This window comes from Nocardia sp. NPDC004573, from assembly GCF_053602135.1.
In genome coordinates this window covers 203,210-215,815 of the sequence record NZ_JBSGDA010000001.1, presented here as the reverse complement: position 1 = coordinate 215,815, position 12,606 = coordinate 203,210, and the positions used below count along the sequence as shown (strand labels likewise).

The following is a 12,606-nucleotide window of genomic DNA, read 5'->3' as shown; positions in this document are numbered from 1 at the left end:
CCCGACGACACAGGAGGCGGCGGTGGTGGCGAAGACGTCCGAGGCGGTGGCGACGAAGGTGCTCGTGGTCGACGACGAACCGCAGATCGTCCGCGCGCTGCGGATCAATCTGTCGGTGCGCGGCTACGAGGTGATCACCGCCGCGACCGGCGGGGCGGCCCTGCGCGCGGCCGCCGACCGGCACCCGGACGTCGTGGTTCTCGACCTCGGCCTGCCCGACATGGACGGCATCGAGGTGCTCGCCGGATTGCGCGGTTGGACCTCGGCGCCGGTGATCGTGCTGTCGGCGCGGACGGATTCCGCCGACAAGGTCGAAGCGCTGGACGCGGGCGCCGACGACTACGTCACCAAGCCCTTCGGCATGGACGAGCTGCTGGCCCGGCTGCGCGCCGCGGTCCGGCGCGGCGCCACCGATGTCGACGCTTCGGCGCCCGTCGTGACCACCGACTCGTTCACCGTCGATCTGGCCGCCAAGAAGGTCACCAAACGCGGCGAGGCCGTGCACCTGACACCTACCGAGTGGGGCATGCTCGAGATGCTGGTGCGCAACCGCGGCAAATTGGTCGGAAGGCGTGAGCTGCTCCGCGAGGTGTGGGGCCCCTCCTACGCCACCGAGACCCACTACCTGCGGGTCTATTTGGCGCAATTACGCCGCAAATTGGAGGACGATCCGTCGCGCCCCAAGCACCTGCTCACCGAGGCGGGCATGGGTTACCGGTTCCAGGAGTAGTAATCCCGGCCACGGGCCGCCGCCAGCGCGGAATGGCGCGACCTGGCACGGCGTTGCCAGGCGCGCGAGTTGATTGCGACGACAATGGCAGGATCGAACCCATGGCTGAACAGACCGCTACACCCGTCACCGCCACCGCGGCGCCGAGCGCGCCGGAACCGACCACCTTGTGGGTCGAGCGCACCGGTACCAGGGCCTACACCGGCCGCAGCTCTCGCGGCGCCGAGGTCCTGATCGGTTCGCAGGGCGTTCCCGGTGTGTTCACCCCCGGCGAGCTGCTGAAGATCGCGCTCGCCGCCTGTTCCGGGCTGAGCGCGGACTTCCCGCTGTCGCGCAAACTCGGCGACAACTTCGACGCGACCATCCGTGTCTCCGGCGATGCCGACCGGGAGAACGAGGTGTACCCGCACCTGGCGGAAGTGTTCGAACTCGACCTCAGCGAGCTCGACGACGAGGCCCGCGAACGGTTGCTGGTCACCGTGCAGCGTGCGATCGACAAGGTCTGCACGGTGGGACGGACGCTGAAGGCGGGATCGAAGGTGACGCTGTCGTTCGACATCGAGGCATGATGGACGAGGCCGTTCGGTTGAGCGCCTGGGTGCACGGCCTGGTCCAGGGTGTGGGTTTCCGCTGGTGGACTCGGTCGCGGGCGCTGGAACTCGGTCTGGTCGGGCACGCCACCAATGCCAGGGACGGCCGCGTGCACGTGGTCGCCGAGGGGCCGCGAGCGGCGTGCGAGCGGTTGCTCGCCCACTTGCGATCCGGCGATACACCTGGTCAGGTGAGGTTGGTTGTGGAAAGCTGGGAGCCCGCGCGGGGTGATTTGACCGGTTTCGAGGAGCGGTAGTGGTGGTTCGGGCGACGAGGGGGGCGCAGCGGTGAGCACGCGGAATCCCGGTGAGGGCGAGCGCCGGGACGAGCCCGAGCGGCCGTCCGGGCCGCAGCGCCCGAGCGAGGACGAACAGCCCGCCACTGCGGCTACGCCCGCGTCCGGCGACGAGCAGGATTGGTCGACCCCCGTCTCCCGCGGCACGGACCGGCCGGATGCCGGTGACGCCGAGCAGCCCGATATCGACTGGTCGACGCCGGCTTCGGTGCCGCCCGGCGAGCAGAGCGGTCCGGGCGGCGAACCTCCCGCAGCCTCCGTCCCGCCGCGGCCCGGCCGTATCCAGCGCCAGGAAGCAGGCGTCACCCAGCCTCGTCCGCCCACCGTGGCCGAGGCGCGGGCGAGGGAGAAGGCTCGCAAGCGCGCCGAGGAGGAACAGCGCGCGGCCGCCTTGGCCGAGGAGGCCAAGAAGCGCACCCGCAAGCGAGTCATGATCGGCGGTGTCGCCATCGTCGGCGTCGCCGCCCTGGTCGGCGGCGGCTACCTGGCCTATCGCGCGCTGGCCGCGCCGGACCGGGTGACGGCGCAGTGCGTGAAGACCGAGAACGGCCAGGAGATCGTGGTCGACGACTCGTACTGCGGCGACGGCCGTCCCGGCTTCATCGGCGATACCGGCGTCAATCCGGGCTTGATCATCCTGGGCGGGGGGCCGCAGTACCGCTACTACTACGGCGGCACGGGCACCGTCGGCAAACCGCCGACGGGCGGCACCACGATCAAGCCGAAAGGCGCCGAGATCAAGACCAAGAGCGGCACCACGATCCAGCGTGGCGGCCTGGGCAGCAAGAGCACCGGCGGAGGGTCGTAGATGCGACGTGTGCGGGATACGCCCCGGGCGGGCTGGCAGCAGACCATCGAAAGCCAGGGCCTGGTCTACGGGTCCCCGGGCCGGGATGCGAGCGGTCAGCCGCGCCCGTACTGGGACGAGTCGGTGCACTACGAGTTCGAGATGTCGGAGATCCTCGCGTTGGAGGCCGACGTCGAACTCCTGCACTCGATGTGCCTGAACGCGGTGGAGCACATCGTGCTCACCGAGCGGTACGCCGATTTCGGCCTGCCCGAGTGGAGCTGGGGTCCGATCGCGGAATCCTGGCGGCGCTCCGATCCGTACGTGTACGGGCGCTTCGACCTGCGCTACGACGCGCGGCGGCCGGCGAAACTGCTGGAGTACAACGCGGACACGCCGACATCGCTGCTGGAGGCGGCGATCGTGCAGTGGCACTGGCTGACCGACCGCTACCCGGGCGGTGACCAATGGAACTCGTTGCACGAGAAGCTGGTCGAACGATGGGGCGAGCTGCGCGACGTGCTGCCCACCGCGCAACTGCACTTCAGCTGGTCGGGCGCGGACGCCACCGGCGAGGACAACGTCACCACCGCCTATATGCAGGAGACCGCGGCCGAGGCCGGGTTCGACACCGTCGCGCTGCCGATCGAGGAAATCGGATTCGACTCGGAGCTGGAACGTTTCGTGGATCTGGCGGAGGCCCCGATCGAGGCGATCTTCAAGCTCTACCCATGGGAGTGGGTGCTCGACGACGAGTTCGGCAAGCGCGTCGTGGACAGCCTGCCCGAGACCATGTGGATAGAACCGCTGTGGAAGACGCTGTTGAGCAACAAGGCGATCCTGGCGGTGCTGTGGGAGATGTACCCCGGCCACCCGAATCTGCTGCCCGCCTACCTCGACTCGCCGCACGAACTCACCGAGTACATCCGCAAACCGAAGCTGGGACGCGAAGGCGCCAATATGACGATCGTCGGCGCCGGTCTGGAAACCGCGACCGGCGGGGTCTACGGCGAGGAAGGCTACGTGTACCAATTACTCGACCCGCTACCGGAATTCGACGACATGCGCCCGGTGCTCGGCGCGTGGATCGTCGGCGACGCCGCGGCGGGCCTCGGCATCCGCGAGACCGCGGGTCTGATCACCGACGACGGCTCGGCCTTCGTCCCGCACCGCATCACCGATTGAGCCTCGTCACCGTCGAACACGTATCCGTCTCGGCTGTACGCCAACCCGTCTCGGAAGGATCAAGATGACCGCAGTCGCCCTGGAATCGGGGTACTGGAGTTCGCTGGGCGAGGGTGTGGGAGCGATCGTCCTCTACGCCCTCGTCGGCTTGGTGCTCATGCTCGTCGGCTTCTACGCCATCGACCTGACCACGCCGGGCAAGTTGCGCAAGCTGGTGGTGACGGGCAAGCCGAACGCCATCATCGTCACCGCTGCGGGCATGATCAGCATGGCGTTCATCGTCGTGCTCGCCATCTTCGCCGTCGGCGGCGGTGGCAAACTGTCCGAGGGCCTGATCGCCGCGCTGGTGTTCGGCCTGGTCGGCATCGTCGCCCAGGTCATCTCGGTGCGCGTCATCGAGCGTGCGATCGGCATCGACATCGGCGCCGCGCTGCACGCCGACACCTACACCACCGAGGTGCTCGTGGTGGCGGCCGCGCATTTCGCGCTCGGGCTGGTCGTCGCTTTCGCGATTCTGTAGGCGGCCGCGCGCATCCCCGCCCCTCGACGGCGGGAAGTGCGCTACCAGTCGGCGCGGTGCCGCCGGGTCAGTGCTCGTCCCCGTGGTCGAGGCAATAGGCGGCCGCCGCGAGGTACTGGCGGCACTCGGGGCCGTGACCGGCGTGCACGCTGCGGATGAACAACGCGCGATCCATGTCGAGATCTGTCGACGGCTCCGCGGAACAGTCCCGGTATCGGGCCCGCCACAGGTCTTGCGTATCCAGCGATGTCTGCATCGTGCACCTCCCGTGTTGCGGATCAGTGCGAGAAGGGCTTGCCGATATCCTTACGGCGGAGACATACCCGCTCGTGCCGCACGGCAACCGGTGCGCCTCATCTGGTCACCAGCCGCCAGTCGTCGGGCAGGCGCGCCGCGGTGATCTGCGCGCCCTCGGCCTCCAGGTCGACGGTGGTCGCGCCGAGCCGCAACGCGCGCAGCGAGACCTTCCCCCACCGCGCGGGCAGCTGCGGCCGGACGGTGAGCGTCCGGCTCGGCGCGTCGGGGTCGAGTCCGAGGAAGGCGCGCACCAGCAGCAGCGGCGCCGCGCTCGCCCACGCCTGCGGCGAACAGGAGGTCGGGTACGGCACCGGCGTGGCGAATCGCGACCGGGGAAAGCCGCAGAACAACTCCGGCAAGCGCCCGTCGAACACCGCCGCCGCGTCCAGCAGACCGGTGGCCAGCCGCGTCGCCAACTCGACCGCGCCGGGCACGTGCCGGTAACGCAGCAGGCCCGCCACCGCGACCGCCGTGTCGTGCGGCCATACCGAGCCGCAGTGATAGCTCATCGGGTTGTAGGCGCCCATGTTCGACGCCAGGGTGCGCAATCCGAAGCCGGAGTCCATCTCCGGACCCGCCAGGCGCGCCACCACTTCCGCCGCGTGCTCGTCGGTGGCGATGCCCGACCAGAGGCAGTGCGCCACATTGCTGGTCAACGCGTCGACCTGACGCTTACCGCCGTCCAGCGCCACGGCGTACCAGCCGCGGTCGGGCAGCCAGAACTGCTCGGCGAACTTGACGCGCAACTCCGCCGCGCGTTCGCGCAGCAGGCCGGCCAGTCGCGGATCGTCGAACGCCTCGGCCAGCTCGGCCCTGGCCAGCATCGCGGCGTGCACGTAACCCTGCACCTCGCACAGCGCGATGGGCGCCTCGGCGATATGGCCGGTGGCGTCGTTGATTCCGTCGAAGCTGTCCTTCCAGCCCTGGTTGATCAGGCCGCGGTCGGTGGCGCGGCGGTATTCGACGAAGCCGTCCCCGTCCCGGTCGCCGTAGTCGGTGATCCAGTGCAGCGCGGCGTCGGCGGCGGGCAGCATCTGCCGGATCGCCTCCGGGTCGGCGCCCCAGCGATGGCATTCGGCGAGCAGCATCACGAACAGCGGTGTGGCGTCGGCGGTCCCGTAGTAGATGTTGCCGCCGAAAACCTGTCCGCCCGCCGGGCCGCGGCGCATCTCGTGCATGATGCGTCCGGGTTCCTCCTCGGTGAGCGGGTTGACGTCCTGGCCTTGCAGTTCCGCCAGCTGCTGCAACGTGCCCAGCGCCAGATCGACCTCCAGCGGCAGCGCCATCCACGCGGTGAGCAGGCTGTCGCGCCCGAACAGGGTCATGAACCACGGCGCGCCCGCGGCGACGAACGGCCGGGCGTCACCGGATTCGTCGTGCATCTGCAGCGCGCCCAGGTCGCTTTCGGTGCGGCGCAGCACCCGGGTGAGCGCCGGGTCGGACGCGGCGATGTCGGTGGCGGTGTCGCGCCACGCCTCGATCTTGCGGCCCGGCGCGCTGACCCCGTAGTGCTCGCCCGGCGAGATCGCCTGAAATCGCTGGTTGCCCACCGTCGGCTGCGCGATGATCTCGGTCTGCCAGCATTCGCCGACCGGCACGATCACCCGCCACAGCAGCGAACCCGGGAGAACTTCCGGTTCGACGGTCGCCGAGATCGAGATCCCCCGGCTGCGGTCGGCGTGATCATGCAGCACGAGTTCGCCGTCGGCGACCGTCACGTCGGCTCGCGCGTGCCCCGCGCGGCCCTCCTTCACCGCGAAGAGATCGACGAAGTCGGCGTCCACATGCAGCTCCAGCAGCACCGCGGTGGGCTCGCGGCCCATGTTCTCCAGCGTGATCAGCTCGTGCATGCCGTCGGCCACGATCCGTTCGCGCACCACCAGCAGCGTGCTGTCGGCCAGGCCCGCCCGCGGGGGCCTGCGCAACACGAACCTGGCGGCGAACGCCTCCGGACTGAGCACCGAAAGCGACTCGGCGGGCTTGCCGTTCACCAGCAATTCCCAGCGGGACAGCACGCGCGCGTCCCGGAAGAACAATCCGTGCGGTTTGCCCGGTTCGACGTCGCCGAGCCGATTGGACAGGCAGAATGTGCCGCCTTCGACCAGGGTGACCGAACCGCACCCCCCGAACCCGGTGGGCTCACCGGAGTTCAGGGGGGCGGGGCTCAACGGTGCGGTATCGGTCACGCCTATCCGCTCGCCGCGACCCGGATCGGCGCGGCGCCGGGCGCCGGGGCGTCGAGCGGCGCGGCAGCAGGCGCCGCGAGGTCCACCGGCGCGGCGCCGAACCGCTTCTTGGAACGCAACACGCGGCGATACACCTGTTCGTAGCCGAATCCGAGCGTGTCGGAGCCGAAATGCGCCTGCACGTGGGCCCGGCACGCATACGGGTCGATGCCCCTGACCTCCTCGATGGCCGCGGGCAATTCGGCGGGATCCTCGCAGATGCGGCCGGTCACGCCGTCGACGATCACCTCGGACACCGCCCCGCCGCGCAGCGCGACCACCGGCGTGCCACAGACCATGGATTCGATCATCACCATGCCGAACGGTTCCTCCCAGCGGATCGGGAACAACAGGCAACGCGCATTCGCAAGCAGCTTACGCTTGGCCGCCGCGTCGGCGAGACCGAACACGTGATCGTTTTCCGTCAACAGTGGCCGCACCTTGGCCTCGAAGTACGCCTGCTCCGGACGCTCGCTGCACTTACCCGCCAGCACGAGCGGGATCCCCGCGGCATGCGCGGCCTCCAGCGCCAGGTGCGGCGCCTTGCACTCGTTGAACCGGCCGAGGAACAGCGCGTAGTCGTCCTTCTCCACCCGGAACGGCCAGTCGTCGACGTGCAGCGCGTTGTGCACGCGCCCGGACCAATTCAGACCCGGCGCCAGTTCGCGCTGGCGGTCGCTGATCGCCACCAGCGCCACTTCGTCGCCCAGATCCTGGTAGTAGCGGTAGATGTCGTCCTCGACCGGGCCGTGCACGGTGAGCACCGTCGGCAAGCCCATGTTCTGGAAGACGGTCGCGTTGAGCGGACCGGCGAAGGTGTGGTCGTGCACCAGGTCGATACCCGATGTGGCCACGAGCTTCTCGATGGCGCGGCGCACCCGCAGCGCGTGCACGACCTCGGGAAACGGCTCTCCGAGACGCTCGGGCAGCGCTCGCTCCCACACCGGCACGAACTTCGCCTTCGTCCCCGGCTCCCCCGCGCCCAGCAGCGTGACGTCATGGCCACGGGCCACCAATGCGTCGACCAGATCGGCCACCACGGCCTCGACGCCGCCGTATGCCTTGGGCGGCACGTCGAAGTACGGCGGCACGACCATCGCGATACGAAACGGGCCGCTGGAACGGTCTGTCGACAAGTAGTCGCACGACGGCATCTCCAGATCGGACGACGCCTGCGCGGAAATCGGCACGGAAAGCGCGCTCATGACCCTCCTTCCAGGGACAACCAAATAGCACTCACTCGCATTCACCCAGCACTCGGAGTACCGGGCGCCGAACTGAACTAAGTGGCCGCCGCGGCGGGGTGAAGACTTGAGCTGCACCGCCGTCCATGGGGCTTGGTTGGCCTGGTCACGCCGCTGGCGTGAGCAGGGGGGCCGAGTGGGAGGTACCTCGGACGGGGAGGTTCAAACCAAACAGTTCGGGAAAAATCACGCCGCCCAGCGTTCGTTCGGCAACCGATGGGTAAGCCGGTGGCCCCGCCTTGTCGGCCGCAGCGCGCATCACCCGTCGGCGCGCATCACCCGTCGAAAACAACCTGCGGGTCGTGGCCGGCCGGGGTGGCGTCGCCACCCGCCAGGACGAACCGCAGCAGGTCTTCGGCTTCCGCCCGCACCGCCGCCTCGTCGGCGGCGGACAGCGGGTGCCAAGGAACGATGCGCAGCGTGGCGCCGTCCAGCGACCAGCGGCCGTGCGCGAAACCGTCGACCAGGTATACCGGAACGCCCGCGGAAGCTTCCTCGGCGGTGCGCTTGCGGTCGTCCTCACTGATGATCCTGCGGCGGTCCTTGTGGCCGAGCAGCACATTGTCGAAGGCGGGCAGGAAACGCACGGGCACCGGAAGTTCCGGCTCGGCCAACGGCGCCTCCGGCAGATCGAACAGCACGCGATGCTCGTCGTCGGTGAACACGCGCAGCCGGGAGCGTATATCGTCGACGACTTCGGCCAGCCGGGTGACGCCCGCCCACGCCTGCATGTCGGCCACCGTGGCCGGACCGAAGGCGGCCAGGTAACGCAGCACCAGCGTCGCGGGCTGCGGCGCCGCCATCGGCGCGCCCGTCCATTCCTCGGCCGACCCCACCGTGACGTGCCGATTGCGCCACCGCCCCCACGCGCCGGTCTCGGGGCCATGCGTCAACGGCACCAGCAACTCGACGGTTTCGGCGAGTCTGCGCGGGTGCCTGCCCGGGAAACGCCGGGCGAGCAGTTCGCCGAGTTCGCGGCGGCGCAGTTGCCGCCCGGCCAGCAGCTCACGGCCCGCCGCCGCGAGTGCGGGCAAGTCGACGCCGTCGATCTCGGCACGGAAGTACGGCGCTTTCAGCGCGGCGTCGACCACGGGCTGCACCGTCGGCCGCAGCCAGCGGTAGTCCGCGGCGTCGGCCAGGTGCACGGTCCGGCGAATCATGGCGGAGCGCACCAGCGAGCGATCGCGCAGCAGCGCGGCCAAGTCGTCGTGCCGGAAGTTCGCCAGGCGCGACCACAGGCCCACATAGGGCCAGTTCGGTTCCTGGCCCTGTACCGCGACCAGCTGCCGGACCAGTTCCAGCGGCGGCATGCCCACCCGCTCCACCAACTTCTGCCGGACCAGCAGGGTTCGATTCAGCTCGCGCAGTGACAGTTTCGTCATGCGACCATCGTCGCCCAGCCCACCGACACCTCGGCGCTCCGACGACCGCGGAGTTCACTGATCCGGGAGGCAGCGGCCGGGGTCGGGCAGGTCGGCACACGGTGCGTTGCCGTGCGCACGCAGCACCTCTTTACCGGTCCGATCGGTCAGGAAGTGCAGGAAACTCGCGGCCAGCGAGTCCCCGGGCAACTCGCCATTGCTGTAGGCGTACTCGACTCCCCAGAACGGATAGGTGCGCCGCACCGCGGCGTCGCGGCCCGGGCCGACACCGTCGATCACGAGAGTCGGCAGACCCGCGTCGAGAGCCTCGGAGAACTCGGCGTAGCCGATGGCGCCGGGGATCTCGGCCACCGCCTTGCGCATGTCGGCGGTCACCTGCACCTCGCAGTGCGCGGGCTCGGTGACGACCGTGCCCTTCAGCGCCGTGCAGCTCAGGTGCGGGCGATCCGGTTGGGAGCCATCGATCAGCCTGCGCTCGAGCGTGTTCCGCGAACCCGAGCCCGGGGTGCGGTTGACCAGTACCACCGGCAGGTCCGGACCACCCACCGCCCGCCAATTGCCGATCTTGCCGCGGTACAGATCCTGGACCTGGGCGACGGTGAGACCGCGGACCCCGACGCCGGGATGCACAACCAGGGCGAACAGTGACAACGCGAGCGGTCGGTGCACCAACGCCGGATATCCACTGCCCTTCGCGCCGTCGGTGATGGCGAGCAACCCTGCGTTGCCCGCGCCCTCTTCGGCCAGCCGGTCCAGTCCGCGCTCGGTGCCTTCGAATCCGAACGTGAAATCCGCTTCGCTGCAACGCTTCCGGTACTGCTGGGCGGCCTCCTCGAGCACCGGTCCGAACGCCGAGGAGCCGACGAGGGTCAGTTTTCCCGAGGCGCAGTCCAACGGCATCGGCGACGGCTCCAGCGCGGCCACCACCAGTTGGACGACGATCACCAGCACCAGGAAGAGCGTGAGCGCGACCATCATCAGCGGAATGCCGGTGCGGCTGCGGGTCTCGGTGATCCGGCCGCCTTTGATGCCGCCCCGCACCACCGGTTGCGGGTATTCGCCGACACCTTCGGAACGCTGCAGGATCGCCAGGATCTTGTAGTGATCGCCGGGGCCGAGCGGCACCTTCGGCAGATCGATGACGCCGATGTGCCCGCCGGTGTCCTCGCGCACCGCGATGCCGGAGTCGGCGTCGAGATTGTCGGCCAGCGCGGGATCGCTGAGTTCGTTGACCGCCATCCCGATCACCCGGCGCTGGGGAAAGCGCAGGTGCAGACCGATCCGCGCGGCCTCAGGCGCCTTGTAGTCATGGGTATCGATCGTCGTGACACCGCTGTTCTCGATGCGCACCAAGACAACCGAGATGTCCTTCAGGTCCGGACTGGACCCGTCGGAGGCGGGGCGCAGCTGCGGCAGCACTCCCGGGAACACCGACTCGATCTCGCCGGTGACCGGGGTGTCCATCTGCACCCGATAGCCGAGTCGCCTACGACCCGCGAAGACGAACTCCCACAGGAACGCCCCGATGGGCACGGCGATACCGATGAGCGCCAGTACGATTTCGAGCGGAAAGTCGCCCACCAGTTGATCCCACCCCCAGCAATCCGTGTGGCCCTCATTCTCGGCGGCAATCCCGTTCCGACACAGGCAATGTCGGAGTATTCGACAATAGTTAACCCCGCGGTCACCCTTGCGCGCGAGTCCAGGCGAGGAGATCCGCCAGCGGCCAGGTGTTGATCACCCGTTCCGCCGCGACACCGTTCGCGACCGCGCGCTCACAGCCGTAACCCTGCCAGTCGAGCTGGCCTGGTGCGTGCGCGTCGGTGTCGATCGAGAAGTGACAGCCCATCTCGGCCGCCAGTCGCAGCAAGCGCGAAGGAGGATCGAGGCGTTCGGGCCTGCTGTTGATCTCCACGGCGGTGCCGTAGGTGCGGCAGGCCTCGAACACCACCTCCGCGTCGAATGCCGACTCCGGCCTGGTGCCGCGTCCGCCCGTGACCAGCCGCCCCGTGCAATGGCCGAGCACGTCGACATTGGGGTCGGCGACCGCGTACGCCATCCGTTTGGTCATGGTCGCGCTGTCGTCGCGCAGGTGCGAATGCACGCTCGCGACGACGATGTCCAGCCGAGCCAGCAGATCCGCCTGCTGGTCGAGGGTGCCGTCGTCGAGAATGTCCACTTCGATGCCGGTGAGGATACGAAACGGCGCCATCCGCTCGTTGAGCTCGGCGACCACGTCCAGTTGCCTGCGCAGCCGGTCGGCGGACAATCCGTTGGCCACGGTCAGACGCGGCGAATGATCGGTCAGAGCGCAGTATTCGTGCCCGAGCGCGGCCGCCACCCGCATCATCTCGTCGATCGGGCTGCCGCCGTCGGACCAATTCGAGTGCGTGTGCAGATCGCCGCGCAGCCGCTGCCGCAACGGCTTGCCCGTGGCTCCGATCGGCTGCGCGGCCGCGCGCAACTCGGCCAGATAGCGCGGCACCTCACCCGCGTACGCCTGTTCGATGACGGCGGCGGTCTTGGGTCCGATGCCCGCGAGCTCGGTCCAGTTGCGGGCCGCCCGGCGCGCCTCGCGCTCGTCGTCGGGCAATCCCGCCACGACGTCGGCGGCGCGCCGGTACGCCTTCACCCGATGGGTTTCCGCCCGCGAGCGCTCCAGCCAGAAGCCGATCTCCCGCAACGCCGCCTCCGGACCGGGCGCCGCGGCCCGGTCCGGTATGCCACTCGGTTGCTGATCCGGCACGTGCTACGGCACCCGGCTGTACTTGACGAACGCCACCCCGTCCTCGAACACCGTGCTGGTGATCACCCGGAACTTGGCCGGCTCCGGCAGCCGCGACCCGGCGCCGAACAGCGCACGGCCGCGCCCGAGCACGATCGGGTAGAGCTTCAGGAAGATCTGGTCGATCTCCGGCAGCAGCACCTGCGCCAGCTCGCCACCGCCGCACAGCCAGATGCCCAGTCCGCTCTCTCGCTTGAGTGCGCGGACCTTCTCGACCGGGTCCGCCGAGATCAGCTCGATGGCCGGATCCGGGCTCTCGGGCAGGGTGGTCGAGACCACGAACTGCCGCAAGTGCGCGTACGGCGCCGAAGTGCCGGTGCGGACACCGAAGTCGTGCGTCTTGCGTCCCATCAGCACCGTGTCGAAGTAGCGATTGCGTTCCTCCACCCCGATCGCCTCACGCACCTTGGTCGGCAGTGTCTCGGGGTATTGCGCAGTGATCGACGGACCGTGATCGCCGCCGACAGGAAAGAAATCGACCGAGCCGTCCTCGGTGGCGATGAATCCGTCAATGGTCGACGCGACGTAATAGGTGAGCTTGCGCATGCTTCCCTTCCTCACGGTC

General features: G+C 69.2%; 13 protein-coding genes. 6 read left to right on the top strand and 7 right to left on the bottom strand.

Translation table 11 applies throughout. The features are described from left to right. Window positions 1-46: 46 nt before the first annotated feature. The 6 genes from ACWEKR_RS01015 to ACWEKR_RS00990 all read left to right on the top strand — a co-directional run bounded on the left by ACWEKR_RS01015 (window position 47) and on the right by ACWEKR_RS00990 (window position 4,108). Window positions 47-730 carry a response regulator gene (locus ACWEKR_RS01015; protein WP_452353069.1) on the top strand — a complete coding sequence of 228 codons (684 nt, stop codon included), beginning with the start codon at window positions 47-49 and terminating at the stop codon, window positions 728-730. A gap of 101 nt (window positions 731-831) precedes the next feature. Beyond that, window positions 832-1,299 (top strand): OsmC family protein, encoded by a 468-nt coding sequence (locus ACWEKR_RS01010; RefSeq protein ID WP_452352719.1) that lies wholly within the window; start codon window positions 832-834, stop codon window positions 1,297-1,299. Next, window positions 1,299-1,577, top strand: a complete 279-nt coding sequence (locus ACWEKR_RS01005) for an acylphosphatase (protein ID WP_159838716.1) — start codon at window positions 1,299-1,301, stop codon at window positions 1,575-1,577. Before ACWEKR_RS01010 ends, ACWEKR_RS01005 begins: the two co-directional genes overlap by 1 nt. Window positions 1,578-1,608: 31 nt before the next feature. Continuing rightward, complete coding sequence (locus ACWEKR_RS01000) at window positions 1,609-2,424, top strand: hypothetical protein (protein ID WP_452352718.1); 816 nt, start codon at window positions 1,609-1,611, stop codon at window positions 2,422-2,424. Continuing rightward, window positions 2,425-3,588: a glutathionylspermidine synthase family protein gene (locus ACWEKR_RS00995; RefSeq protein ID WP_281878478.1), complete on the top strand. Its 1,164-nt coding sequence runs from the start codon at window positions 2,425-2,427 to the stop codon at window positions 3,586-3,588. 64 nt (window positions 3,589-3,652) lie between these two features. Beyond that, a complete protein-coding gene (locus ACWEKR_RS00990) occupies window positions 3,653-4,108 on the top strand; it encodes a DUF350 domain-containing protein (protein WP_195083926.1) in 456 nt (151 codons plus the stop codon). 67 nt (window positions 4,109-4,175) lie between these two features. Here ACWEKR_RS00990 and ACWEKR_RS00985 read toward each other — a convergent pair whose 3' ends face one another. The 7 genes from ACWEKR_RS00985 to ACWEKR_RS00955 form a co-directional block, all read right to left on the bottom strand. After that, window positions 4,176-4,364 carry a hypothetical protein gene (locus tag ACWEKR_RS00985; protein WP_195083927.1) on the bottom strand — a complete coding sequence of 63 codons (189 nt, stop codon included), beginning with the start codon at window positions 4,362-4,364 and terminating at the stop codon, window positions 4,176-4,178. 97 nt (window positions 4,365-4,461) lie between these two features. After that, complete coding sequence (locus tag ACWEKR_RS00980) at window positions 4,462-6,591, bottom strand: amylo-alpha-1,6-glucosidase (protein ID WP_416382515.1); 2,130 nt, start codon at window positions 6,589-6,591, stop codon at window positions 4,462-4,464. A gap of 2 nt (window positions 6,592-6,593) precedes the next feature. Further along, window positions 6,594-7,784, bottom strand: a complete 1,191-nt coding sequence (locus ACWEKR_RS00975; RefSeq protein ID WP_452353068.1) for a glycosyltransferase family 4 protein — start codon at window positions 7,782-7,784, stop codon at window positions 6,594-6,596. Window positions 7,785-8,149: 365 nt separating this feature from the next. Then, a complete protein-coding gene (locus ACWEKR_RS00970; RefSeq protein ID WP_452352717.1) occupies window positions 8,150-9,256 on the bottom strand; it encodes a winged helix DNA-binding domain-containing protein in 1,107 nt (368 codons plus the stop codon). 54 nt (window positions 9,257-9,310) lie between these two features. Continuing rightward, window positions 9,311-10,837 (bottom strand): PstS family phosphate ABC transporter substrate-binding protein, encoded by a 1,527-nt coding sequence (locus tag ACWEKR_RS00965; RefSeq protein WP_452352716.1) that lies wholly within the window; start codon window positions 10,835-10,837, stop codon window positions 9,311-9,313. Between the two features lie 103 nt (window positions 10,838-10,940). After that, window positions 10,941-12,002 carry a PHP domain-containing protein gene (locus ACWEKR_RS00960; RefSeq protein ID WP_452352715.1) on the bottom strand — a complete coding sequence of 354 codons (1,062 nt, stop codon included), beginning with the start codon at window positions 12,000-12,002 and terminating at the stop codon, window positions 10,941-10,943. A gap of 3 nt (window positions 12,003-12,005) precedes the next feature. Continuing rightward, a complete protein-coding gene (locus ACWEKR_RS00955; protein ID WP_159838704.1) occupies window positions 12,006-12,587 on the bottom strand; it encodes a dihydrofolate reductase family protein in 582 nt (193 codons plus the stop codon). Between the last annotated feature and the right edge of the window lie 19 nt (window positions 12,588-12,606).